Raw genomic sequence first — 25,036 nt, 5'->3', positions numbered from 1 at the left:
ACAAACTAATGGCTGTCAGTGCAAACCGGCTTGAATTGCTACAAATTGCCGACGCGGTTGCGCGCGAAAAATCAATCGATCGGATGATCGTGATTGAAGCAATGCAGGATGCCATTCAAAAAGCAGCTCGCTCGCGCTATGGCGCTGAGACTGAGGTGAAGGCGGAAATCAATCCATCAACGGGCGAACTGAAAATGTGGCGCCTGTTGGAAGTGGTGGAAACGGTTGAAGAATATAGCCGCCAAATCAGCCTTGAAGATGCCCGCAACCGCAACGATGCAGCGCAACTGGGTGACTATGTCACCGAGCCATTGCCGCCCATCGAATTTGGCCGGATTGCAGCGCAGTCTGCCAAGCAGGTGATCGTGCAAAAAGTGCGCGATGCTGAACGCGAGCGCATGTATGAAGAATATAAAGACCGCATCGGCGAGATCATCAATGGGTCCGTCAAGCGTGTTGAATATGGCAATGTGATTGTCGATCTGGGCCGTGGCGAAGCGATTATCCGTCGCGATGAACTGATCCCTCGCGAAACATTCCGCTATGGCGACCGTGTGCGTGCTTATATTCACGATGTGCGCCAAGAGCAGCGCGGGCCACAAATCTTCTTGTCTCGGACACACCCGCAATTCATGGCGAAATTGTTCACCCAGGAAGTGCCTGAAATCTATGATGGCGTAATCAATATCCGCTCCATCGCCCGTGATCCAGGTTCGCGTGCGAAAATTGCGGTGACATCAAACGATTCGTCCATTGATCCTGTTGGTGCCTGTGTGGGTATGCGCGGGTCGCGTGTGCAAGCCGTTGTCAACGAGTTGCAAGGCGAAAAGATCGACATTATCCCATGGACCGACAGCATTGCCGATTTGGTGGTGTCTGCCCTTCAGCCCGCTGAAGTGGTGAAAGTGGTGCTCGATGAGCAAGTTGAGCGTGTTGAAGTTGTGGTGCCAGATGAGCAATTGTCTTTGGCGATTGGCCGTCGCGGGCAAAATGTGCGCTTGGCTTCGCAATTGACCGGCTGGGATATTGATATCCTCACCGAGCAGGAAGAAAGCGAACGTCGCCAGAAAGAATTCACCGAACGCTCTGATTTGTTCATGAATGCCATGAACGTTGATGAGATGGTGGCACAGCTTTTGGCATCAGAAGGCTTTGCGTCTTTGGAAGAAGTGGCTTATGTTGAGCCAATCGAGATTTCTTCGATTGAAGGTTTTGACGAAGAAACGGCAGCCGAAATTCAGGCCCGTGCGTCAGAGTTTTTGGAACAGGCCGAGCGGGAACGCGATCAAAAGCGGACCGAATTGGGCGTCCAAGACGAGCTTTACGAAATTGACGGTCTGAACGCAGCCATGTTGGTGGCGTTGGGCGAAGATGGCGTGAAAACGGTCGAAGATTTTGCCGGCTACACACCTGATGATTTGGTGGGCTGGAAAGAGCGTGAAAATGGCGAAGTCAAATTTTTTGACGGCGTTTTCAAAGATTTCCCTGTAAGCCGTGAAGAAGCTGAGGACATGATCATGTTCGCACGCGTCAAGGTGGGTTGGATCACTCAAGAAGAGCTTGATGGCGACACCCAAGACCTGGACGAAGAAGCTGAAACAGCGGATGACGCAGAAGCGCAAGAGGAGTAAGACGCTGGAAACACCCCTAATGCCACAAGGTGAACACACCATGGGCGAAAAAGTGAATAAGAATTTGCGCACCTGTTGTGTGACCCGCGAATCCTTACCCAAAGCCGATCTTATTCGGTTTGCACTGGGCCCAAATGGTGAGATTTTACCCGATATTGCTGGAAAAGCAGGCGGACGTGGCGTATGGGTGGCTGCAAATAGACAAATTTTGGCGCAGGCGGTGGCGAAAAACGCCTTTGCCCGCGCCTTAAAAGCACAAGTAAATGTGCCTGATAATTTGGTGGAGATCACCCAGGCGCATTTGGAAAAGCGATTGTTGGGCGCACTCGGACTAGCCATGAAAGGCGGCCATTTGGTCACCGGCTATGCCAAAGTACGCTCCGCAATCGAAAAGGGTAAGATTGACGCTTTGATCGCTGCCAGTGATGGCAGCATGGATGGGCGGAAAAAAATGACCCAACTTCTACGCGCTTTGGAGCTGGAAGGTGAGGTGCCGCAAATTGATTTATTAAATGCCGAACAATTGAGTTTGGCATTGGGCGGCAAAAATGTGATACATGCAGCGCTGGTAGGCGGCGCCGCAACAAAATCTGCTTTGGATCGGTACCATCAATTGGATCGATTTATGGCTGAGAACAATGGGTGAGTGACGGATATATGAGTGATAAGGACAACGGATCAGATGCAACACCTGGTGGCGGGGGCAAAAAGACCCTAACGCTTAAAGGTGCGCCCGGTGGCGGCGCACGGCCAGGTGGCACACGGTCGTCCAGGACCGTCGTGGTGGAAACACGCAACCGCCGGATTAACCCGCCAGCAGCGGGCGCCAATCGTGCGCGGCCCCAGCAAGGTGGGCCAGCCCAAGGTGAAAATCGTCCACAGCAAGGTGGCGGCAAGAAGCCCGGACAGCGGCCTCAAAACCGTCGTCCCCAGCAAGGTGGTGGTCGTCCGCCAGCACAGCAAGGGCTGACAAGTTCAGAATCTGCTGCGCGCGAACGCGCATTGCGCGAAGCCGCGGCCCGTGCGGATGATGAAGCGCGTCAGGCACAAGAAGCTGCGCGTCGCCGCGCTGAAGAAGATGCACGCCGCAAACAAGAGCGTGAGGAAGCTGAACGGCGCCGGATTGAAGAAGAAGAGCGTCTTGAAGCCGAACGCGTTGCACGTGAAGAAGCTGAGCGCAAAAAAGAAGCGGACAAGCCAAAAGGCAAAGCGGAGGCACCTGTTGAGGCCAAAGCTGATCCTGTTGCCAACGCACCTGCGGCTGATCCAAACCGCAAAGGTGGCGGCAACAAGCATGACGGCCCACGCAATAAGAGCTTGGTCAATGAAGAAGAGCTGGAGCGCGCCAAACGGGCTGCGCGGCCACAACCTTCGAAAAAGCCAGCCGCGGATGATCGTCGTAAAACACGCTTGACTGTAACCACAGCGCTTTCCGGTGATAGCGAACGTGATCGTGGGCCATCTCTGGCTGCGATGAAGCGTCGTCGTGAGAAGCAAAAGGGTCGCGGTCCGCAAAAAGCAAAAGAGAAGATCGCACGTGAGGTAACCATTCCAGAGGCTATTACCGTTCAGGAATTGGCCAACCGGATGGCGGAACGCGCCGTTGATGTGATCAAATTGTTGATGCAACAGGGCCAGATGGCCACCATCAACGATGTGTTGGATGCAGACACCGCCGAACTGATTGCGGCAGAATTGGGCCACACAGTGAAACGGGTGGCGGAATCTGACGTGGAAGAAGGCTTGTTTGGCGAAGACACCGAGCAAAACCCTGAAGATTTGGAGCCACGTGCACCGGTTGTGACCATCATGGGCCACGTTGACCATGGTAAAACTTCGCTTCTGGACGCGATCCGGGAAGCCAATGTGGTTTCTGGTGAAGCCGGGGGCATCACCCAGCATATCGGCGCCTATCAGGTAAACCGCGATGGCCGGGAAATCACATTCCTGGATACGCCGGGCCACGAAGCCTTTACCGCCATGCGGGCACGCGGGGCGCAAGCCACCGATATTGCCGTTTTGGTTGTTGCGGCGGACGATGGTGTTATGCCGCAAACCATTGAATCGATCAAACACGCAAAAGCGGCCGAAGTGCCGATCATCGTGGCGATCAACAAGATGGACAAGCCAGAAGCTGACCCAAACCGCGTGCGCAACGAATTGCTGCAACACGAAGTGTTTGTGGAAAGCATGGGCGGCGAAATCTTGGATGTTGAAGTGTCTGCAATGAAAAAGCAGAACCTTGAAGGCATTCTCGACGCGATTATCCTGCAATCTGAAATCTTGGAACTCAAAGCCAATCCTAAGGGCCGTGCGCGCGGGATTGTGGTGGAAGCCAAGCTCGACAAAGGCCGTGGTGCCGTTGCAACCGTGTTGGTACAAAACGGCGAACTGGCCGTGGGCGACATCATTGTTGCGGGCGCTCAATGGGCGAAAGTGCGGGCCTTGATCAACGATAAGGGCGAGCAAATCAAAACCGCGGGTCCATCGACTCCAGTGGAGATTTTGGGCTTTACCGGCGTGCCGGACGCAGGCGATTTGATGGGCGCGGTGGAACACGAAGCCAAAGCGCGTGAAATCACCGAATATCGTCAGCGCAAGCAGCGTGAAAAATCTGCTGCTGGTGGCGTGACATCGCTTGAACAAATGATGAGCCAGCTCAAAACCGAAGATATGGCCAAAATTCCATTGGTCATTAAAGGCGATGTGCAAGGTTCTGTTGAAGCGATTAACGGCGCCCTCGACAAATTGGCCACTGACGAAGTGTCAGCCCAAGTGTTGATTGGTGGCGTTGGTGGTATCACCGAATCAGATGTGACCTTGGCAGCGGCATCAAAAGCCATCGTGATCGGCTTTAACGTGCGGGCCAACAAGCAGGCACGCGAAGCAGCTGCCCGCGAAGGCGTCGAAATCCGCTATTACAACATCATCTACGATCTCGTGGACGATGTGAAAGCGGCCATGTCTGGTCTGTTGTCACCTGAGGTGCGTGAAACCTTCATCGGTAATGCGGAAATCCTTGAGGTGTTCAACATCACCAAAGTGGGCCGTGTGGCTGGTTGTCGCGTTACCGATGGCATCGTGGAGCGTGGCGCAGGTGTGCGTTTGATCCGCGACGATGTGGTGATCCACGAAGGCAAGCTCTCCACCCTCAAGCGCTTCAAAGACGAAGTCAAAGAGGTGAATGCGGGCCAGGAGTGCGGTATGGCATTTGAAAAATATGAAGATATGCGCGCCGGCGACGTGATTGAATGTTACCGCGTGGAAGAGATTGAGCGGACGCTTTAGGCGGCTCAATTACTTTATGAACATGGAGTATGGCGCCATCAGGCGCCATCTCTATTTAGGCGTCACTGACATCTATTCTTACCTGTTTCGAGGTTTAAAGATTGCACGTTGCTGTACAGCTTTTTGCCGTTGCGTTGATTACGATAGCTGGAATATATGGGCTATTCGCGTCTATCGTGGGCTATTCGTCAGAAACCAACGTTGATCAAAAGGCTGTCCTTAAACTATTCCTCGAGATCTGCGTCTGGCTAGTTGTGGCCACAACCTTCATTCAAGCGGTCGTCTATATTGCCTGGATTTCCACAAGACCGGATTTTCATTTCAATAACATCGATCGAGTTTTGGCAAAAAACTACTACTGGAACTGTAACTCGTGTTCGGCCCCGATGTCACTGATACCAGAAGTGTTTGAGGATAACATAGATTTCCAGCAAGCAGAGACGCAAGTGCTCGATGCAGGGTACAAAAAACGCCTTTCCGGCCCGAAAAACATAAGCGAAGCGCTGGCAGAAGGTCTACCGTTGGTCTATGAAAAAGAGGTGCCAGGCTTCGGATGTATTCGCTGGTTTCAACTCAGTGTATTCGTTGACACAAGCGAACAGGTGTCAGATGTCACAGGTTATTTTGCAGGAAGATGCCTTCTATGATGCCCTATCGTTTTCTTCAGAACAAACAAGGCAAAGATTATGAGCGGTGAAAAACTCCCCTCCCAGCGGCAATTGCGCGTGGGCGAACTGGTGCGACATGCTCTGTCGAGCTTTTTGTCCCGCGATGAAATTATGGATGATGACCTCATTGGCGCTTTCATCACGGTGCCTGAAGTGCGCATGTCGCCGGATTTGAAACTGGCCAAAGTCTATATCATGCCTTTGGGCGGCAAAAATGCCGAGACTGTCGTGGCGGCCTTGAACCGCAATAAGAAGTTTATTCGCGGCCAAGTATCGCCGAGCATCGATTTGAAATACGCCCCTGAATTCCGCTTCTTTGTGGATGACACGTTTGATGAAGCCGGGCGCATTGATGAATTGTTGCGGTCGGATCGCGTTGCCCGCGATCTTGATCATGACGACGATGATCAAGACCAGTAGAGCCACTTAAAAACAATGTCGCAAAAAAAACGCGTGAAGCGCGCCATTTCCGGCTGGCTGATTCTCGATAAACCCTATGATTTCACCTCCACACAGGCGGTGGGCAAAATCAAATGGCTATTCGAGGCCAAAAAGGCTGGCCATGCGGGCACCCTTGATCCCTTGGCAACCGGCATCCTACCCATTGCATTGGGCGAGGCCACCAAAACCGTGCCTTTCGTGCAAGATGGCACCAAAGTCTACGAGTTCGATATTGCCTGGGGCAGCGCCACCACCACCGACGATGTGGAAGGCGAGGTGATCGCCACATCTGACCACCGCCCGAGCGCTGAAGAACTCGATAATGTGCTGCATTGTTTCACGGGAATCATCACCCAAGTGCCGCCTGCCTTCTCGGCCATTAAAATCAAAGGTGAGCGCGCCTATGATTTGGCCCGCGCTGGCGAAAAAGTTGAAATGCCACCGCGAGAAATTGAGGTGGAATCGCTAGAGGTGTTGAGTCATGGCGAAAAACAATCAACCCTGCGGGTGACGTGCCAAAAAGGCACCTATGTGCGGGCGCTTGCACGCGATATTGCGGAAAAGCTGGACACTGTTGGGCATGTGTCGCGCTTGCACCGCGCTGCGGTCGGCAATTTCACCGATCAAGATGCAGTGACCATCGAAGAGCTTGAAGCACTTGAAACGACGCTGGAGCGCGATCAAATGCTGCGCCCCATTGCGGACGCCTTGGGGCACATTGATGAGGTGAGCTTGGATCAAAAGCAGGCGCAAGCGGTGCGCATGGGCAATCCGGCTTTGTTGCTGGGCCGCAACGCCCCAATTCACCTCGACGTCGCCTATGCTACCCATCGCGGCGATGTACTGGCCATTGGCCGGGTGGAAAAAGGGCAGTTCAAGCCGAGCCGTGTGATTTTGCCCGATTCGCCCATCCGCAATTGAAGTCTTTTCTTTTATAGGATTTTCCTATATATACCCGCGCAACCGCCTTTGCGGGATAATGACCCTGTGCTGGACGACATCTCGGCGCATGGGTGACCTTTTAGCTTTCATTTTAGAAAGGATTGGCCGATGTCGATTACGCCTGAGCGCAAAGAAGAATTGATCAAAGAATATGCCACCAAAGATGGGGACACTGGTTCTCCTGAGGTGCAAGTTGCAGTTCTTACTGAGCGGATCAAAAATTTGACCGAACACTTCAAAGACCACAAGAAAGACAATCACTCTCGTCGTGGCCTTTTGAAAATGGTTAGCCTACGTCGTCGTTTGCTTGACTATGTTAAGAACAAAGACGTGTCACGCTACCAATCGCTGATTGAGCGTTTGGGCTTGCGTCGCTAAGGCAATAGACTTGATATGGAGGGCTTTGGCCCTCCATATTGTTTGAACGAAAGGGGCAATGCCGGAGCAGGATCGTCGGACGCTTTTTCTACGTGACCATAGGTGCATCGCACAGGTCAGATAAAAGCGCCTTGCCATCTTGCTTGCTGGTTTGTTCCTTTAAAATATCAAAATGGTCGGGTGCTGCGTTGACTTGGAGTGAACGGGCGCCAACGGCCTATTTAAAGGACGAAAATATGTTTGATCATCATAAAGTTGAATTGAACTGGGGCGGCCAACCGCTGACCCTTGAAACTGGCAAAATGGCCCGTCAGGCAGACGGCGCTGTTTTGGCCACATTGGGCGAAACTGTTGTTTTGGCCACGGTTGTTTCAGCCAAAGAACCAAAAGCGGGCGTGGATTTCTTCCCACTGACCGTGAACTATCAAGAAAAATTCTATGCTGCCGGTAAAATTCCGGGTGGCTATTTTAAACGTGAAGGTCGTCCAACTGAATCAGAGACATTGATTTGTCGCCTGATCGACCGTCCGATCCGTCCTTTGTTCCCGAATGGCTACAAAAACGAGACCCAAGTGGTCATCACTGTGTTGCAGTATGATTTGGAAAACCAGCCGGACGTTTTGGCCATGGTAGCCGCTTCTGCAGCGCTGACCATTTCCGGCATTCCATTCATGGGCCCAATTGGCGCAGCGCGCGTTGGCTACATTGACGGCGAATATGTGTTGAACTTTGCCCCTGAGCAAAATGCGGACAGCAAACTTGACCTGATCATGGCCGGCACACAAGACGCTGTGTTGATGGTGGAATCAGAAGCCAAAGAGCTTGACGAAGACATCATGCTTGGCGCGGTTATGTATGGCCACGAGCAAAGCAAAAAAGTGATCGACGCGATCATCAAGCTTGCTGAATTGGCAGCCAAAGAGCCACGCGAATATGTGCCTGAAGATCATTCAGAGCTTGAAGCTGAAATGCTTAAAGTTGTTGAAGATGATTTGCGCGCAGCCTACCAAATCACCGACAAGCAAGAGCGCTATGAAGCGGTTGACGCGGCGAAAGCCAAAGTAAAAGAACACTTCACGCCTGAAAACGAAGATGAAGATGCCAAATATACGCCAGAGCAAATCGGCGCGGTCTTCAAATCTTTGCAAGCCAAAATCGTTCGTTGGAATATTTTGGACACAGGTCGTCGTATTGATGGTCGTGATCTGGAAACAGTGCGTCCGATCGTTGCTGAAGTTGGCGTTCTGCCTCGGACCCACGGTTCAGCCGTGTTTACACGTGGTGAAACCCAGGCCTTGGTTGTGGCCACATTGGGCACTGGCGATGACGAGCAGTTCATCGACAGCTTGGACGGCACCCGCAAAGAAAACTTCATGCTGCATTACAACTTCCCTCCTTACTCAGTGGGTGAAGCTGGCCGCATGGGCGGCACAAGCCGTCGCGAAACCGGCCACGGTAAATTGGCTTGGCGCGCGGTAAACCCGATCCGTCCGAAAACGGAAGAATTCCCTTACACATTGCGTGTTGTGTCTGAAATCACTGAATCAAACGGTTCATCTTCAATGGCGACCGTTTGTGGCACATCATTGGCATTGATGGATGCAGGCGTGCCGTTGGCTCGTCCCGTCTCTGGCATTGCCATGGGCTTGATCCTTGAAGGCGAGCGCTTTGCTGTATTGTCTGATATCTTGGGTGACGAAGATCACCTCGGCGATATGGACTTTAAAGTGGCGGGTACGTCTGAAGGCATCACGTCGCTGCAGATGGACATCAAAATCGCAGGCATTACCGAAGAGATCATGAAAACGGCATTGGCACAGGCCAATGGCGGTCGCTCTCACATTCTGGGTGAAATGTCGAAAGCCCTTGAAGGCGCACGTGAAGAGCTGGGCGAATTTGCACCACGCATCGAGACGTTGCAGATCCCAACCGACAAAATCCGTGAAGTGATTGGTGCTGGCGGTAAAGTGATCCGTGAGATCGTTGAGAAAACAGGCGCGAAAGTCGACATTGATGACACAGGCACCATCAAAGTGTCTTCATCTGACGGCAAAGCCATCGAAGCGGCCGTGAAATGGATTAAATCCATCACCGATGAGCCAGAAGTTGGCGAAATCTACAAAGGCACCGTGGTGAAAACCGTGGACTTTGGCGCGTTCGTAAACTTCTTCGGCCCACGCGATGGCCTGGTGCACATTTCTCAATTGGCGGATAAGCGCGTTGAGAAAACCACAGACATCATCAAAGAAGGCGACAGCGTTTATGTGAAGCTGATGGGCTTCGATGATCGCGGCAAAGTGCGCTTGAGCATGAAAGTGGTGAACCAGGAAACTGGCGAAGAAATCGAAAAAGAAGACGACGAGTAAGTCGTCAACTTAATCTAAACAAAGAAAGCCCGACCTGCTTCGTCAGCGTCGGGCTTTTTTGTGTCCTATCGGACTTGGGACCAGCGTCTTCCAAAACAGCATAGCTACATGCGCGGCAATCATCATTGCTGTGCGCTTATCTTCGTGCCATCGCCAAACTCGTCAGCCTTTATGGTCGGGCAATACGCGATGTGGCGGTTGGTGTCCGTCCAGGAACGTCCGGATATTGACCAAAACGGTTTCGCCCATTTCGATCCGGCTTTCGAGTGTCGCAGAGCCCATATGGGCGGTGAGCACTACTTTGTGGGCGCGAGCGAGATTCAACAGCGCTGGATTGATGGGTTTGTGATGTTCAAACACATCTAACGCAGCGCCGCCAATCTTGCCGCTTTCAATAGCGTCAATCAGCGCGTCTTCATCAATCAAGTTCGGCCGGGCCAAATTCACCAAAATGGCATCCGGCTTCATCAATTGAATATTGTCGCGATTGATCAAATGGCTGGTGGCGCGGGTGGCCGGCGTGTGCAGGGTCACAATATCCACATCCGCCAACATATCTTCCAGATTATCCCAATAGGTGGCGCCCAACTCAGCTTCAAGGCTCTGCGGGCGCTTGGAGCGGCTGTAATAATGAATATCCAGCCCAAAGGCCTTGGCGCGCCGCGCAACGGCGGTGCCAATGCGGCCCATGCCCACAATGCCCAGCTTCTTGCCGGATAGGCGCCGACCCAGCATCCAATTGGGCGACCAGCCGGGCCACGACCCATCTTTAAGCAGCACCTGACTGCCTTCAATCAGCCTGCGGGGCACCGAAAGAATCAGCGCCATGGTCATATCGGCGGTGTCGTCAGTCAAAACACTTGGGGTATTGGTGACCGTGATGTTGCGCGCCGCCGCGGCATTCACATCCACATTATCGACCCCATTGCCGAATTGGGCGATCAGGCGCACATCGTTGCCCAATTGCGCAATCACATCGGCATTTAGATCATCAGTGATGGTGGAGACCAGCACCTCACAATTTTGCGACGCCTCAATCAATTGCTGGGTGGTAAAGGCTGTGTCCTCTGTGTTAAATGCCACCTTGAACAACGCGGACATGCGCGCCTCAACTTGGGTGGGCAATTGCCGCGTAACCAGAACACGGGCGTTCGTGTGAGGCATATATTCCCTTTCAACCCGTACTAGATCACCCAGTGCGAAACAATTGCGCAATTGAGTGTCGTTTTAGCTTAACATTAAGGTGTCTTTGCCTATTTGCGGGTAAAATATCGAGCCTTGGCCCCAATAACAAGAGATGAAATTGCAATGCGTTTTATTGCTGCCCAATCCCACCGCCAGATCAAATCCTTCTGCCTCGCGCTTTGCGCTGTTTGGCTGTGTGTTGCGCCGCTCTATGCTCAAACCTCTGGGCCTTCCGGCCTGCCTTTGCCGCGGTTTGTGTCACTCGGGTCGTCCAAGATCAATGTGCGCCATGGCCCGGGCCAAAAATATCAGATTGCATGGATTTTCACCCAATCAGGTTTGCCCGTTGAAGTGATCCAAGAGTTTGACACCTGGCGCAAGGTGCGCGATTCGGAAGGGGATGAGGGGTGGATTCACCAATCGCTTTTGTCCGGTCGGCGCACAGGGTTGATTGCGCCGTGGTTAAATGCACAGTCGCAAGCCATTCCCCTATATGCCCGAGCTGATCGTGGTGCGCCTTTGCGGGCGCAATTGGCGCCGCAAGTGCTGGTGACCGTCGAAGAATGCGATCAAAGCTGGTGTGAAGTGGCCGGTCGCTTTCAGCCAGGCGAAGACGACCGCCAGCAAAACTTTAAAGGCTGGGTTGAAAAGCAATTTGTTTGGGGCGTCTATAGCGACGAAACGTTCGACTAGTTCTCGCGCCGCACCCGCACAACCACATCGACGTGAGAAATTTTCATGCCCTTGGGCGCATCAGGCAGCCCCTGAATGACAATTTCATGCGATGGAATGTCAATCACCCGATCTTCATCTTCAATATAAAAATGGTGGTGATCTGATGTGTCGGTGTCAAAATAAGTGCGAGCAGCATCAACGGTCACTTCGCGCAACAAACCCGCATCTTTAAACTGGCGCAACGTGTTGTAGACCGTGGCCAAAGACACAGCGACGCCGCCTTGATCGGCTTCGGCATGCAAGGCTTCCGCGCTCACATGGCGATGACCATTGCCATAAATCAAATCCGCAAGCGCCAAACGCTGACGTGTGGGCCGCAAACCTGCCATACGCAAAACGGCCGTCAAACAAGGTCCACGCGAGCTCGGCTGACGAAAACTAGATTTTTGCAACTGGTTCATTCACACCCATCCCTATCTTAGTCAAACGCACTATAGGTGCGTCTCACACGGGCTTCAACAATTTCCCATGTACAAGATTAACGCCCCGAATGCAACAAATCCGGTACTTTGGGCCAGATTAAGCCTCTAGACACAAATTACCGCGCAAGTAAGTTGTTGCATTCCCAACTATATGCACACGATCACCCACTAGACGACACGACAAATTGCCGCCCCGTGCGGAGGCCTGATGTGCCGCCAGCGTGTTTTTACCCAGCTTCTGCGCCCAATAGGGAACAAGTGTGGTGTGGATTGAGCCCGTCACCGGGTCCTCATCAATGCCACTGCCGGGGACGAAGTAGCGCGACACAAAGTCAACATCGTCGCCCTGGGCGGTGATGATCACCCCGTCTGTGCCCAGTTTGGCCAAGGCGCCAAGATCGGGTTCAAAAGTGCGCACGGCGTCTTCATTCTCAAGAACCACAAAATAGTTCTCATAGGTTTTAAACAATGCTAACGGCGTTGCGGCAAAACTGGCCGCTATTTCCTTCGGCAAGGCGTCCATCGGCGTCTGGGCAATAACGGGAAAATCCAGCAAATAGCTGGGCGAGCGATCATGCGGTTCATGCAAGTCGACCTGAAGTGCACCGACTTTGCCAAAAAACTGGATTGGCCGCTCCGCTTGATATTCCGTGTGAAGGATGTGGGCGCTGGCCAAAGTGGCGTGGCCGCAAAAACTCACTTCGTGCGATGGGGTAAACCAGCGAATGTCCCAACCCGATTTGTCCGCCCGTTGCACCACAAAGGCGGTTTCCGACAGATTGTTTTCCATGGCGATATGCTGCATCAGCGCGTCATCCAACCATTGGTCGAGCACCATCACCGCGGCTGGATTGCCTTTGAACAATTCGGATGTAAAAGCATCCACCTGAAAAATCTGCATTTAAATACCCCATAGCTACATTCGCGCCAAAAACAGCACACGATGCCGCGACCAATCAAGGGTGACAAGCCACAAATTCGCAAAAAAGCCGGGCAATTGCCCCCTTTGGGCTTGGCGTTTTTCCTTACGCCCTATATGGGTTAAACAATTGCAATAGCTTTGCGCAAACGCCCAAAAATGCTATGGACGAGCAAATTTGTTTTGGGTTTTGAAATGGCGGCGGCATCAAGAGGCACCGCACAATGACATGAATAAGGGAAAAAGGGCTTATGACAGAGCGCGCCCATCAGTTTAGTTACGATGATTTGATTTTGCATGGACGCGGCGAGCTGCCAGGGCAAGGCGACGCCAAATTGCCTGCGCCGCCAATGTTGATGTTTGATCGCATCACCAACATCGATTCCGATGGCGGTGAATACTCAAAAGGCAGTGTAACAGCCGAATTGGATTTGAACCCTGATTTGTGGTTCTATCAATGCCACTTTATCGGCGATCCAGTTATGCCGGGTTGTTTGGGCCTTGATGCGTTGTGGCAAATGATTGGCTTTTTCTTGTCATGGTCCGGGTCTCCCGGCCGCGGACGTGCCCTGGGCGGTGCCATCAAGTTTGTTGGCCAAGCCACAAATGACAAAAAATTGCTGCAATATCATGTTGATATTAAAAAGCACATGCGGTCTCCGTTGCCCTTTGGCGTTGCCAATGGCTGGGTCAAAGCAGACGGTGAGATCATTTACAAAGCCGAAAACTTGCGCGTGGGCTTGATCGGCCTTGAAGACAAATAGTCGACGCCAATTTTGAGCCGCAAGATTTAAAGAGGACAAAATGAAAAGAGTTGTCATCACAGGCATGGGAATTGTTTCTTCCATCGGGAACAACCGAGCGGAAGTGCTGCAGAGCCTGCGCGACGCAAAACCTGGCATTACAACCGCTGAAAGCCATGTCAAATATGGTTTTCGCAGCCAAGTGCATGGCGAGCCGACCCTTGATCCATTTTCCGTTCTAGATCGTCGGACCACTCGCTTTATGGCGCGTGGTGCGGCGTGGAACTATGTTGCTATGCAAGAAGCGATCGAGCAGGCTGGGCTGGAAGAGGAAAACATCTCCAACCCGCGCACCGGCATTGTGATGGGCTCTGGTGGTCCATCAACGGAAACTTTGATCAAGGCGGCGGACATCACCCGCGAAAAACTCAGCCCGAAGCGTATCGGCCCATTGGCTGTGCCAAAGGCGATGAGTTCAACGGCATCTGCGACGTTGGCGACTGCGTTTAAAATTAAGGGCGTGAACTACACCATCACGTCTGCTTGCGCGACCTCAAAGCATTGTATCGGCAACGCCTATGAGCAAATCCAAATGGGCAAGCAAGACATCGTGTTTGCTGGCGGCAGTGAAGACCTTGAATGGTCAATGTCCAACATGTTCGACGCGTTGGGCGCGATGACCTCAAAATATAATGACACGCCAGAAACAGCCTCACGTGCATACGATAAAAACCGCGATGGCTTCATCATCGCTGGTGGTGCAGGCGTCATGGTTTTGGAAGAATATGAGCACGCCAAAGCGCGCGGTGCGAACATTCTGGCTGAAATCGTGGGCTATGGCGCCACATCTGACGGCTATGACATGGTGGCCCCATCAGGCGAAGGGGCCGAGCGCTGCATGCGCATGGCGCTGGAGACGGTGGATTGCCCCATCGATTACATCAACCCGCACGCCACATCGACACCGGTTGGTGACATCAAGGAAATTGAAGCGATTCGCAAAGTGTTCGGCAATGAAGACAAATGTCCGCCATTGTCCGCCACCAAATCACTGACCGGCCACTCTTTGGGTGCTGTGGGTGTGCAAGAATCGATTTATTCCGTGATGATGATGAATGAAGGCTTCCTGTGTGAAAGCGCCAACATCTTCGAACTCGATCCAGAATTTGAAGATATGCCGATTTTGCGTGAGCGCCGTGACAATCAGAACATCGGGTGCGTTATGTCCAACTCCTTCGGCTTTGGCGGCACCAACGCCACCTTGGTGTTTAAACACCCGGATGCCTAACCACGCCTATCCGAGGCACCAAATGGCGGCGGTGTCAGGGTAGTAAGCGCGCAGCGAACGACGGCGCGTCAAGAAGATGCGCCGATGCGGCGCAAATGATTTAAGGGGCCTTTTGGCCCCTTTTACTTGCCAGCCTTGGTGTTTTGCACCTGATCAAATTGCTTTGAGGAAGACAGATGAACGACCCCATCTACGCCATCGGCGACATACACGGGCAGCTTGAAATGTTACAGCACGCGCTGGAAAAGATTGAGCGCGATGGTGGGCCAAACGCAAAAATCGTCTTTCTCGGCGACTATGTGGACCGCGGACCCAACAGCCAAGGCGTGATCGAATATCTGGCGAATGGAGTCGACGCTGGCAAAAACTGGACATGCCTTTTGGGCAATCATGACCGCATGTTTTCCATGTTTATGGAAGATTATCCGCGGACGGACTATCGGCTAAAGCCGGGTTATGATTGGTTCCACGAACGCATTGGCGGCGTTGAAACCATGGCCTCATATGGTATCGAGGCAGATCAGGATCGGCGCATTTTCCAAATTCATGAGGATGCCAAAGCATCGGTTCCACAAGACCATCTCGACTTTATAAACAAGTTGCCGTTGACTCATATTGAAAATGGAACGCTGTTTGTCCATGCGGGCATTCGGCCAGGGGTGGCGCTAGAACAGCAAGAAGAAGACGATCTCGTTTGGATCAGAGAAGGTTTTCTGGATGACCCTCAGCCCCATGACTGGCTTGTCGTGCATGGCCACACCACCGTCCCCGCTGCCACCCATTATGGCAATCGGGTCAATCTTGATTCGGGGGCAGGGTATGGCGATCCACTCACGGCCGCTGTTTTCGAAGGGCAGGAAAGTTGGGTGCTAACAGATAAAGGGCGTGCGCCGCTCAAACCGTAAGGCTGGCGACGCCCTTTGCTGGATCAACTGGCGAACACGCCATCCATATCTTTGAAGCCTTTAACCTCAATCGGATTGCCGCAAGGATCGGTGAAAAACATCGTCCATTGCTCACCCGGCTCGCCCTCAAACCGCACCTGCGGTGGGATGATGAAGTCCACATTGGCGCGGCGCAACCGTTCGGCCAGCTTTTCCCAATCGCCATGCTCCAAGATCACACCCAAGTGTGGCATCGGTACTTTGTGGTCGCCCACAAGGCCAGTGCGTGCCGTCTTAAACGGCATGCCCACATGCAATGAAATCTGATGCCCGAAAAAGTCAAAATCAACCCAGCTTTCGGCGCTGCGGCCTTCATGACAGCCTAAAATCTCACCATAGAAATAGCGGGCCACGTTGAGATCAGTCACGTGATAGGCAAGATGGAAAATCGATTTCATAAGGGACAACCTACCTCAAATAGAATATGCACGATTGTTGTGATTTTTAATCGAACCGTCAAGCAAAGCCTGTTGATTTGGTTGAGCTTTTCTTAGCGACGGCCTGCTCGCAACATCCCTTCAATTTTTTCCTGAACACTGAGGGCTTCTTGTGGTGTGGCCAAAAGATGCGGCTGATCGTCGATCAATTGTTTAAAGTCATCCAATTGGGCATGCAAACCGTCAATTCGCGCATTGTCTCCCGGGTCAACAATCTGGTTGAATTCACCGCCATCGCTCACCCAAAGCTCGCTAAATTGGCGGACAGAAAAACTCTGCTTCTCACCTTTGACAAAAATCTCCTGACGGTCCGGCTGTGCGCCGCCAACAGCGGCAAAAACATTGAGTTTGATGCCGTCGCGGTTGGTCAGTCGCGCCGCCAAATTGGTCTCGCAGAGTTCGGCATCGGGATAATCCACATGCGCCCACTCCAACTCCACCGGGCCCATCAGTCGCTCGGCGAAAAACATAAAGTGGGAAATCACTTCCCTGGTCATGCCGCCCTCGGGACGAAACCGTAGCCAATCGGCTTTCACTTGCCAGGCGCGCGGCCATTGAGCATAGGAGACAAAAATATCGATTCCTGCCAAGGCACCCATGCCGCTGGAAGATTTGGCGGATTGAATGTGGGCGAGCGGCTCGCCAGTGGCCTGCACAAAATTAACCGCTGCAGCCACCTTGGTCGCCTCAAGATGACGGACCAGCTCGCGGCTGGCGGATATGTCGGTGCCCAAGGGTTTTTCCAAAAAGAGCGGCTTGCCCAGATCGGCTGCATATTTGGCATAAACGTGCCGGGGAGCGGGCGGGCAAGCCAAATAGACCAGATCTACGGCATCTACTGCCGCTTCGGCGGTGTCGGGAATGGTGGCATTGGGGGCAATGGCAAGCGCTGCGCTTTGGGCCGCGTCGCTCGGGTCCCACATATGGGTGACGTCAAATGCGGGATAGGTGCTGAGCGCCTGCAACATGCGTTGGCCCATAATGCCCAAGCCGATCACGGCGATTGATTTTGTCATCTTGTTCCCCTTTTTTGGGGCAAAGATAATCAAGCTTTGGTGCGGCGTCGATATTTCATTTTACGGGTGGTGACATCAAGGCTGTCATAAATCAGCACTTCCCCGACCAAGGGTTTGCCCACTTTGGCGATCAGTTTAATCGCCTCAAGTGCCTGCAAGCTGCCGATCACCCCGGTGATCGGGCCTAAAATACCCACTTCTTCGCAGGAGAACTGCGCCTCGTTTTGTGGCGGTTCTGGATATAGGTCGTCAAAGGACGGATTGTCGTTTTCATAGGGCATAAAAACCGTAAGATTACCGTCAAACAGATTGACCGCACCTGCCACCAAGGGTTTTTCCTGTCGCGCACAGAAATCTGCCACCAATTTGCGGGTGGTGAAATTGTCGGAACCGTCCAACACAAGATCGTATGATGCGATAATGTCCGCGCCATTTTCAGCCGTAAGCCGCACCGGATGGGCTTTGACCGATATATGTGGGTTGAGCGCTGTGGCGAAACGCTGAGCCGAGTCGGTTTTAGCCAGCCCCTCATCAACCGTGCGGTGCACAATCTGCCGCTGCAAATTGGACAGGGACACATGATCATCATCCACAATGCCGATGGTGCCGACCCCTGCCGCAGCTAGATAAGCCAAAGCCGGGCTGCCCAAGCCGCCTGCGCCAATGATCAGCACTCTGGCAGCTTTGAGCCGTTGTTGCCCAATGCCGCCAATTTTTTTCAACACGATGTGGCGGGCATAACGGGCGGTTTCGTCGGCACTAAGGGGCATGGGCTAGAGTGGCACCACGATAAAGCGACGGTCCGGCCCTTCAAAGCCATGCGCCCAAACAGACACCAACAGCACTGCATGATCCAGATTGTAGGATTGGAAAGGCATAAACACCGCAGTGGGTCGATAGGTGATCGGACAGCCACGCGATTTAGGAATATGCCCATCTTCGTAAACACGGTCAGTGTTGCCCTGAAGATCAGTCAAATTGACCGCAAACCCCATCGGTTCCTGACCCATATAATCCACGCAAGGTTCGGTGGAGGGGGCCTTGAAGATTTCCAGAGCGATTTCATACATGTCATCGCGCGGCGCGGGGCCCATAAAGCCAGGCACATTAAACTCAATGCTGGTCTGGTCGATCTCGGGTTCGCCTTCGGCCTGAAAGGCGATCATATCGGCAGGGGTGACGATGCCATAGGCTTCCAAATCCGCAAACGCTTCACTGGCCGCTTGGGCGCGGATCACATGTAGTGGCGTCATTTCTTCTTCGGAGCGCACACGATAGGGCGAACCCTCCACCCACTTATCTTCGGCCAGGTCGATCAGATAGATATTGGAATAGGCAAAGCCTGATCCATCCTGCACACCAAATTCTTCAAAGGCGAAATAGCGACCATCTTCTGAATAGCCGATGGCATTCAGTAAGGCGCGATCACCTGCAAGGCCAGCGGAATTAAAGGAAAAGACAAGAGCGAGGACAAGCGCAAAGCGCGAGATTAGCGAAGTTAAGGTCATTTGAGCACCTCTTTGCAAAGCGTGCCGCTTATGACGACACCCCAGTTGAACCAAACCCGCCCGCACCTCGATCAGTGCTAGACAGAGATTCTGTCTTTATCATGACCACTTTTTCAACGGGTGCAATCACCATTTGTGCAATCCGGTCACCGCGATTGATCGTGAACGGCGCTTTCCCGTGATTAATCAGGATGACCCGCACCTCACCACGATAATCGGCATCAATGGTGCCCGGCGCGTTTAGCGTGGTCACCGCATGCTTTGCAGCAAGCCCCGACCGAGGCCGAATTTGCGCCTCGTAATTTTCGGGCAATCCCAACGAAAAGCCTGTCGGGACAATATCATGACTGCCCGGCTCAAGAACCATCGGCGTGTCAGCGGGCACCGCCGCGCGCAAATCCAACCCGGCTGCACCCGTGGTGGCCTGTTGTGGTGCATCTAGACCCTCGCCATGGGGTAAAATTTTGAACTGAACGTCGACCATTACGCGTCTCCAAAATGCTTTGAGATGGCATCAGCCAGTTTTTCCGCCACATCAGACTTGCTCATCTTTGGCCAATCTTCAGGCTGATCAGATGCAAAGAATGTGATCTTGTTTTGGTCGCCACCAAAGGTGCCTGTTTCCGGGCTGACATCATTGGCCAGCAGCCAATCGCACCCCTTGCGTTGGCGCTTGGCGCGCGCATGCTCCACCAGATTTTCAGTTTCTGCGGCAAAGCCGACCACCAATGCCGGGCGTTTGGCCTGGTCCAGCTCCGCAACCGACTTCAAAATGTCGGGGTTCAGCACCATTTCAATCGAGGGTGTTGTGCCGTCATGCTTTTTCTTGATCTTTTCCGCACCCGCTTGCTTGGGACGCCAATCGGCTACAGCGGCGCAAAAAATGGCACCATCGGCAGGCAAAGCCTGATGCACAGCGTCATACATGTCTTGGGCACTGCCGATGGCAATGGCATCGACCCCGGCGGGTGGCGGCACGTCAGATGCGCCATAGATAAAGCTTACTTTGGCACCACGGTTCAACAGGCTTTGGGCAATGGCGGTGCCTTGCTTGCCGGAGGAGGCATTTGAGATATATCGCACCGGATCAATTGGCTCGCGCGTGCCGCCGGAGGTGACGATAAAATGCTTGCCCTTGAGGCTTTGGCCTTTTTCGAAATAGGCGCAGATGGCGTCAAAGATTTCTGGCGGCTCTGCCAAACGGCCAGGGCCAAATTCGCCGCACGCCATGCTGCCTTCAACCGGGCCCAAAAACTGCATGCCATCCGCCAGCAATTGCTTGTAGTTGCGCTGGGTGGCCGCCGATTCCCACATGCGCACATTCATGGCGGGCACGACGATCACATCCTTGTCGCGCGCCAGAATGGCGGTGGAGGCCAAATCATCAGCAAGGCCAAGGGCCATCTTGGCCATAAAATTACCCGTGGCCGGAGCCACCACAATGAGATCCGCGTCACGCACCAGTTCAATATGATTGATCTCCGCCTCGCGGCTCAAATCAAACAACTCGGTCAAGGTGGCTTTGCCCGAAACGGTGCTCGCGGTCATCGGGGTCACAAAATTTTGTGCCGCGCGGGTCATTAAAGGCTGCACCTCGCCGCCCGCTTTCCGGATCAGGCGCATCACATCAATCGCCTTAAACGCGGCAATGCCGCCCGTAATGATCAATAAAATTTTGCGGCCTTCGAGCATATGATCTCCTTAAGCCCCGTTAGGGCTGTCTTTGCGCCTAGAACAGCGAGTTCAGCGCCGCAGCGCCCAGCAAAAGCATAAGCGTCACGCTCAAAATCGCAAACCAACGTTTCATAAAAAACGGCGTTTGATCGCGGTGTTTCTCTGATAGTTCCAACATGCGCTCATACCGCCCAAGCAGGTCAGGCAGTTTTTTTGCGGCCAGCAAAAACTCATTGCCCGTCGCAATCGCGTCTTTGATGATGCCTTCCGGCCCCACTTTGCGCTTCACCCACTCAGACACAATCGGCTCGGCGGTGGTCCACATGTTCAGTTCGGGATCAAGCGAACGCGCAACCCCTTCCACCAACACCATATTCTTTTGCAGCATCACCAATTCAGTGCGGGTTTCCATATCAAATAATTCGGTAACATCCATCAATTGGGTGAGCACCTTGGCCATGGAAATCTCATTGGCCGCGCGTCCCACCAGCGGTTCGCCAATGGCGCGAAGGGCTTGCGCGAAATCGTCGACTGACTGGGTCTTCGGCACATAGCCAATGTCAAAATGCAACTGGGCGATGCGTCGATAATTGCGGGTAATAAAACCGTATAGAATCTCGGCCAGAAATTTTTGTTCTTCCGGGCCGATACGGCCCATAATGCCGAAATCAACTGCCCGAACCGTGCCGTCATCAGGCGCGACAAACAAATTGCCCGGGTGCATATCTGCATGGAAGAAGCCATCGCGAATGGCATGGCGCAAAAAGCTTTGCAGCAAATCTTTGGCGATCTTTTTGCGGTCCAAGCCCGCCGCATCAATCTTGGCGTGATCGCGAATTGGGATACCATCCATCCAGGAAGTGGTCATCACCTCCCGTGCGGTTTGCGGCCAAACCACGGTGGGAATTTCAAAGCCGGGATCTTGTTCTGTATTTTCACGCATTTCGGAAATGGCGGCGGCTTCCAGCCGCAAATCCATCTCTAAAAACGCAGACCGTTCCAACGTTTTGATCACGTCCAAAGGCCGCAAGCGCCGCGCTTTCGGCACCATGCGTTCCACAAGGCCGGCGGCGGCGCGCATGGAGGCTAAATCTTTATAAAAACGTTCCTCAATGTCCGGACGCAAAAGCTTTATGGCCACCTTTTGTCGGCCGGTTGGCCCCTCAATATAGGCTTGATGTACCTGCGCAATGGAGGCTGCAGCAATGGGCTCGGAAACATCCAACAGCTTGTCGGCACCGTTGCCTAGTGAGCGCTTCAAAATTTCGGGCACCAGCTTTTGGTCAAACGGCGGCATTTGATCTTGCAGCCCTTGCAGGTCAGTGGACACATGGGCGCCGACAATATCAGGCCGTGTCGCCAGCATTTGCCCTAGCTTGACATAGGTTGGGCCAAGCTTTTGCAACGCTTTGGACAAGCGCTCCACCCGCCCGGTTTTGCGCACAGAGCGCCGTTCAATCAGGCGTGCCAGCTTGATCGCACGTGCTGCAGGCCCCTTGATGCCTTGGCCTTCCGTGATCGACAGCGCCCCTTCGCGGGCCAAAACATAGCCTGCACGAAGCAAGCGAAAATAGGCTGAAAGTCCCATAAATGTTGTGCCTATCTGATTTTCCAAGCCGAATGGATGGTGGCAATGTTGCCGGTAAGCGGCGTATAATTGACGTTCTCAAATCCGGCATCGCGGATCATTTGCGCAAACGGTTCGGGCTTTGGAAACTGCCGAATGCTCTCCACCAGATATTGATAGGGGTCGCCATCACCGGTCACCATTTTGCCCATCGGCGGGATCAAATGGTCAGAAAACAGCTCATAAACTTTATCGAGACCGGGGACATCGACGGTTGAGAATTCAAGCACCATCAAACGGCCGCCACGTTTGAGCACGCGATAAGCTTCCCGCAGGGCTTTATCGATCTGCGGCACATTGCGAATGCCAAAAGCGATGGTGTAGGCATCAAACATCTTGTCGTCGAACGGCAGCTCTTCAGCGTTGGCTTCAACAAAGTCGACACCTTCTTGATAGCGCCAATTTTTTGCCCGCTCCGCCCCCACGCGCAACATATCGCTATTGATGTCCGAAACGGTCACATTTGCGTTGCCGTGGGAGGCAGCCAAAATGCGCTGGGCAATATCGCCCGTGCCGCCTGCCATATCCAACACATGATAATGGTCATTGCCCAGTTTGGGTGGCGCGAGCTTGGCCACAAACGCATCCTTCCACACCCGGTGCAAGCCGCCGCTCATCATGTCGTTCATCAGATCATAGCGGTCAGCCACCTTATGAAACACATCATTCACCAGCCCCTGCTTTTCGCCCAAAGGCACTTCGCGTTCACCGAAATGTGTGGTTTGTTGTGCGTCAGTCATCTTTTCGATATTCCTTCAATTTCCGGCACCATATCCCAAGCCGTTTTGGATTTCCAATAAAAGACGCCATGATATGGCTGCAGTGGATTGACGCAGGCACACACCTGCGGCCACCGACGAAAGTGAAAGAGAAAATGCCCGAATTACCAGAGGTTGAAACCGTGAAAAGAGGGCTCGAGCCCTTTCTGGCTGGGGCCACGATTGAGAAGGTGATCCTTAATCGGCCTGACTTGCGATTTCCGTTTCCCGACAATATGGCGGATCGGTTGATCGGCCAAACCATTATCCATGTGGGGCGGCGCGCCAAATATCTGGTGCTTGGGCTGTCGAGCCCTGAGGTGCTGTTGGCCCATTTGGGCATGAGCGGCAGTTTCAAGGTCGGCCAATATGTTCCTGACGCGGCCGCGCGGGTGCACAAGCAACAATTATCGACCAAGCATGATCATGTGGTGATGCAACTCACCCATCCCACACAGGGCGTGGTTGAGCTCGTGTATAATGACCCACGCCGTTTCGGCTATATGGATTTGATCGTCCAAGGGGCGCCCAACAAGCATTTGGACCATTTGGGGCCTGAACCCTTGTCCAACCAGTTCAATGCCGATCATTTGGCCCAGCGCTTCGCCAATAAGAAAAGCCCGGTCAAAACCGGCCTGCTGGATCAACGCAATGTGGCGGGCTTAGGCAATATTTATGTGTGTGAAGCCCTTTATGAAATGGGAATAGACCCGTTTAAGCCCATGGCGCAGTTGGCATCCGACTATGGGCGCGACCCGGCACTGCTGGAGGGGCTCACCCAAGCCATCAAACGCACCTTGCAAATCGCGATCGCGGCGGGCGGCTCTACCTTGAAAGATTTCAAGAACGCGCAAGGCGATTTAGGCTATTTTCAACATCAGTTTAAGGTTTATGGCCGCGAGGGCGAATTATGTGCTAATGAGGGGTGTGACACATCAATTGAACGTCGGGTGCAATCTGGGCGCTCCACCTTTATGTGTCCCGCCTGTCAGACTTAGGCCGAGTGCGGGCGTTTGCCCGCTATTTCACCTAATTTGATATTGACGTGATCGCCTAGGCGCTCTATAACGCGCCAACGAAATTTTGGCGGCAGCTGTGCCGCCGCTTTTATTTCGGTTTGAATTATTGAGAATTTGAGCCGAAAACGCATTACGAGGAAAAGCATGGCAAATACTCCGTCAGCAAAAAAGGCTGTACGCAAGATCGAGCGTAAGACCGAAGTCAACAAAGCACGTCGTTCACGCATGCGCACATTCATCCGCAAGGTTGAAGAAGCGATTACATCAGGCGACGATGCTGCAGCGAAGCAAGCGCTTCAAGCTGCGCAGCCTGAAATTATGCGCGCTGCAAACAAAGGCGTTATTCATAAGAATTTGGCCTCGCGCAAAATTTCGCGTTTGGCAGCCCGTGTGAAAGCTGTTTCTGCTTAAGCAGATCACACTTTGACATTGCAGATTTGAAAGCCCTTCTTTGAGTGATCAAGGAAGGGCTTTTTGCGTGCCTGCGCGAGCGGAAAAATATCGGCGCATTGAAATTGTTGCGTTTGAGACTATCTGCCTTGATAACAAACGCCTGCAAATTATTGAATCTATTTATGAATCTGTCGTAAAACCGACATGCAGCCCGAAAAAATATTTATTTTCAGATGTTTACCGAAGTCTCCTCTGCGGCGAATTTCGGCAAAAAATATAAAAAACGACCGAAAAACCAGAAAAAGTAAATTTTTTATTAACGTGCTTTTAGGGCTTGATTTATGAATTTGTAAGGAGAGTCAAAGCCTTAAAAAGAGGGGGGTAGACTCACCCCTGCTCACCCGCACTTTTGATTAAAGAGTCAATCCCCATTTTGCGAGATTCCACGGTTGAAACCGAAATTTTTCAAGGCTAATATGATCCTCGTTGGAACGAAGACTAAAGATATGTGAATAATAAAAACACACATATCAATATAACCGGGGGCATTGTGATGCGGCACAAGAAAAACGGGCGATCGGGGCCCGAGTTTCGGAATACTTTTAAGCATTTCGCATCATTTTTTTCTTAGCTCACCATGTCTTGTGAGTTTCA

At 52.8% G+C, this 25,036-nt stretch carries 25 protein-coding genes; 14 read left to right on the top strand and 11 right to left on the bottom strand.

Annotation, left to right across the window (positions count from 1 at the left end; all coding sequences use genetic code 11):
* Window positions 1-8: 8 nt before the first annotated feature.
* The 8 genes from nusA to pnp all read left to right on the top strand — a co-directional run bounded on the left by nusA (window position 9) and on the right by pnp (window position 9,714).
* A complete protein-coding gene (gene nusA / locus G549_RS0115215) occupies window positions 9-1,631 on the top strand; it encodes a transcription termination factor NusA (RefSeq protein ID WP_027835746.1) in 1,623 nt (540 codons plus the stop codon).
* Window positions 1,564-2,277 (top strand): RNA-binding protein, encoded by a 714-nt coding sequence (locus tag G549_RS20580; RefSeq protein ID WP_084634210.1) that lies wholly within the window; start codon window positions 1,564-1,566, stop codon window positions 2,275-2,277. Before nusA ends, G549_RS20580 begins: the two co-directional genes overlap by 68 nt.
* 11 nt (window positions 2,278-2,288) lie before the next feature.
* On the top strand, window positions 2,289-4,919 hold the full coding sequence (infB, locus tag G549_RS0115205) for a translation initiation factor IF-2 (protein ID WP_027835745.1): 2,631 nt from the start codon (window positions 2,289-2,291) through the stop codon (window positions 4,917-4,919).
* A 101-nt stretch (window positions 4,920-5,020) separates the two neighbouring features.
* Complete coding sequence (locus G549_RS0115200) at window positions 5,021-5,566, top strand: hypothetical protein (protein WP_027835744.1); 546 nt, start codon at window positions 5,021-5,023, stop codon at window positions 5,564-5,566.
* 39 nt (window positions 5,567-5,605) lie between these two features.
* Window positions 5,606-6,007 (top strand): 30S ribosome-binding factor RbfA, encoded by a 402-nt coding sequence (gene rbfA / locus G549_RS0115195; RefSeq protein ID WP_027835743.1) that lies wholly within the window; start codon window positions 5,606-5,608, stop codon window positions 6,005-6,007.
* A gap of 15 nt (window positions 6,008-6,022) precedes the next feature.
* A complete protein-coding gene (gene truB, locus G549_RS0115190) occupies window positions 6,023-6,949 on the top strand; it encodes a tRNA pseudouridine(55) synthase TruB (RefSeq protein ID WP_027835742.1) in 927 nt (308 codons plus the stop codon).
* Window positions 6,950-7,078: 129 nt separating this feature from the next.
* Complete coding sequence (rpsO, locus tag G549_RS0115185) at window positions 7,079-7,348, top strand: 30S ribosomal protein S15 (RefSeq protein WP_027835741.1); 270 nt, start codon at window positions 7,079-7,081, stop codon at window positions 7,346-7,348.
* Window positions 7,349-7,584: 236 nt separating this feature from the next.
* Window positions 7,585-9,714 carry a polyribonucleotide nucleotidyltransferase gene (pnp, locus tag G549_RS0115180; protein ID WP_027835740.1) on the top strand — a complete coding sequence of 710 codons (2,130 nt, stop codon included), beginning with the start codon at window positions 7,585-7,587 and terminating at the stop codon, window positions 9,712-9,714.
* 162 nt (window positions 9,715-9,876) lie between these two features.
* Here the strand turns inward: pnp and G549_RS0115175 are convergent, their stop codons facing one another.
* Window positions 9,877-10,878 (bottom strand): 2-hydroxyacid dehydrogenase, encoded by a 1,002-nt coding sequence (locus G549_RS0115175; RefSeq protein WP_027835739.1) that lies wholly within the window; start codon window positions 10,876-10,878, stop codon window positions 9,877-9,879.
* A 144-nt stretch (window positions 10,879-11,022) separates the two neighbouring features.
* On the opposite strand from G549_RS0115175, the gene G549_RS20575 reads away from it, so the two are divergent.
* Complete coding sequence (locus G549_RS20575; RefSeq protein ID WP_051213922.1) at window positions 11,023-11,592, top strand: SH3 domain-containing protein; 570 nt, start codon at window positions 11,023-11,025, stop codon at window positions 11,590-11,592.
* Here G549_RS20575 and irrA read toward each other — a convergent pair.
* Window positions 11,589-12,035 (bottom strand): iron response transcriptional regulator IrrA, encoded by a 447-nt coding sequence (gene irrA, locus G549_RS0115165; protein ID WP_084634209.1) that lies wholly within the window; start codon window positions 12,033-12,035, stop codon window positions 11,589-11,591. The two genes, G549_RS20575 and irrA, sit on opposite strands and share 4 nt — an antisense overlap.
* A gap of 118 nt (window positions 12,036-12,153) precedes the next feature.
* Window positions 12,154-12,957 (bottom strand): PhzF family phenazine biosynthesis protein, encoded by an 804-nt coding sequence (locus tag G549_RS0115160; RefSeq protein ID WP_027835737.1) that lies wholly within the window; start codon window positions 12,955-12,957, stop codon window positions 12,154-12,156.
* Window positions 12,958-13,226: 269 nt separating this feature from the next.
* Between G549_RS0115160 and fabA the strand changes: the two genes are divergently transcribed.
* The 3 genes from fabA (at window position 13,227) to G549_RS0115135 (ending at window position 15,911) form a co-directional block, all read left to right on the top strand.
* Window positions 13,227-13,739 (top strand): bifunctional 3-hydroxydecanoyl-ACP dehydratase/trans-2-decenoyl-ACP isomerase, encoded by a 513-nt coding sequence (gene fabA, locus G549_RS0115145; protein WP_027835736.1) that lies wholly within the window; start codon window positions 13,227-13,229, stop codon window positions 13,737-13,739.
* 40 nt (window positions 13,740-13,779) lie between these two features.
* A complete protein-coding gene (gene fabB, locus G549_RS0115140; protein ID WP_027835735.1) occupies window positions 13,780-15,006 on the top strand; it encodes a beta-ketoacyl-ACP synthase I in 1,227 nt (408 codons plus the stop codon).
* A gap of 176 nt (window positions 15,007-15,182) precedes the next feature.
* Complete coding sequence (locus G549_RS0115135) at window positions 15,183-15,911, top strand: metallophosphoesterase family protein (protein WP_027835734.1); 729 nt, start codon at window positions 15,183-15,185, stop codon at window positions 15,909-15,911.
* A gap of 23 nt (window positions 15,912-15,934) precedes the next feature.
* Here G549_RS0115135 and G549_RS0115130 read toward each other — a convergent pair whose 3' ends face one another.
* The 8 genes from G549_RS0115130 to ubiE form a co-directional block, all read right to left on the bottom strand.
* Window positions 15,935-16,348: a VOC family protein gene (locus tag G549_RS0115130; RefSeq protein WP_027835733.1), complete on the bottom strand. Its 414-nt coding sequence runs from the start codon at window positions 16,346-16,348 to the stop codon at window positions 15,935-15,937.
* 92 nt (window positions 16,349-16,440) lie between these two features.
* Complete coding sequence (locus G549_RS0115125) at window positions 16,441-17,403, bottom strand: Gfo/Idh/MocA family protein (protein WP_027835732.1); 963 nt, start codon at window positions 17,401-17,403, stop codon at window positions 16,441-16,443.
* A 29-nt stretch (window positions 17,404-17,432) separates the two neighbouring features.
* Window positions 17,433-18,173 (bottom strand): molybdopterin-synthase adenylyltransferase MoeB, encoded by a 741-nt coding sequence (gene moeB / locus G549_RS0115120; protein WP_027835731.1) that lies wholly within the window; start codon window positions 18,171-18,173, stop codon window positions 17,433-17,435.
* A gap of 3 nt (window positions 18,174-18,176) precedes the next feature.
* Window positions 18,177-18,911 carry a DUF2259 domain-containing protein gene (locus G549_RS0115115; protein ID WP_051213918.1) on the bottom strand — a complete coding sequence of 245 codons (735 nt, stop codon included), beginning with the start codon at window positions 18,909-18,911 and terminating at the stop codon, window positions 18,177-18,179.
* A gap of 28 nt (window positions 18,912-18,939) precedes the next feature.
* Window positions 18,940-19,395 (bottom strand): dUTP diphosphatase, encoded by a 456-nt coding sequence (gene dut, locus G549_RS0115110; protein WP_027835729.1) that lies wholly within the window; start codon window positions 19,393-19,395, stop codon window positions 18,940-18,942.
* Window positions 19,395-20,603 carry a bifunctional phosphopantothenoylcysteine decarboxylase/phosphopantothenate--cysteine ligase CoaBC gene (gene coaBC, locus G549_RS0115105; RefSeq protein WP_027835728.1) on the bottom strand — a complete coding sequence of 403 codons (1,209 nt, stop codon included), beginning with the start codon at window positions 20,601-20,603 and terminating at the stop codon, window positions 19,395-19,397. The genes dut and coaBC overlap by 1 nt, the downstream gene beginning before the upstream one ends.
* A gap of 37 nt (window positions 20,604-20,640) precedes the next feature.
* On the bottom strand, window positions 20,641-22,200 hold the full coding sequence (ubiB, locus tag G549_RS0115100) for a 2-polyprenylphenol 6-hydroxylase (RefSeq protein WP_246778385.1): 1,560 nt from the start codon (window positions 22,198-22,200) through the stop codon (window positions 20,641-20,643).
* Window positions 22,185-22,952, bottom strand: coding sequence for a bifunctional demethylmenaquinone methyltransferase/2-methoxy-6-polyprenyl-1,4-benzoquinol methylase UbiE (gene ubiE / locus G549_RS0115095; protein WP_027835726.1), 768 nt, complete (start codon window positions 22,950-22,952; stop codon window positions 22,185-22,187). Before ubiE ends, ubiB begins: the two co-directional genes overlap by 16 nt.
* A gap of 134 nt (window positions 22,953-23,086) precedes the next feature.
* Here ubiE and mutM point away from each other — a divergent pair, with 134 nt between their 5' ends.
* Together mutM and rpsT are read left to right on the top strand one after the other, a co-directional pair.
* Window positions 23,087-23,968 (top strand): bifunctional DNA-formamidopyrimidine glycosylase/DNA-(apurinic or apyrimidinic site) lyase, encoded by an 882-nt coding sequence (gene mutM / locus G549_RS0115090; RefSeq protein WP_027835725.1) that lies wholly within the window; start codon window positions 23,087-23,089, stop codon window positions 23,966-23,968.
* Between the two features lie 165 nt (window positions 23,969-24,133).
* Window positions 24,134-24,400, top strand: coding sequence for a 30S ribosomal protein S20 (rpsT, locus tag G549_RS0115080; RefSeq protein ID WP_027835724.1), 267 nt, complete (start codon window positions 24,134-24,136; stop codon window positions 24,398-24,400).
* The last annotated feature ends 636 nt before the right edge of the window (window positions 24,401-25,036 follow it).

This window comes from Maritalea myrionectae DSM 19524, assembly GCF_000423365.1.
GTDB lineage: Bacteria > Pseudomonadota > Alphaproteobacteria > Rhizobiales > Devosiaceae > Maritalea > Maritalea myrionectae.
The sequence above is the reverse complement of the archived record's forward strand: the minus strand, read 5'-3'. Positions and strand labels throughout refer to the sequence as shown.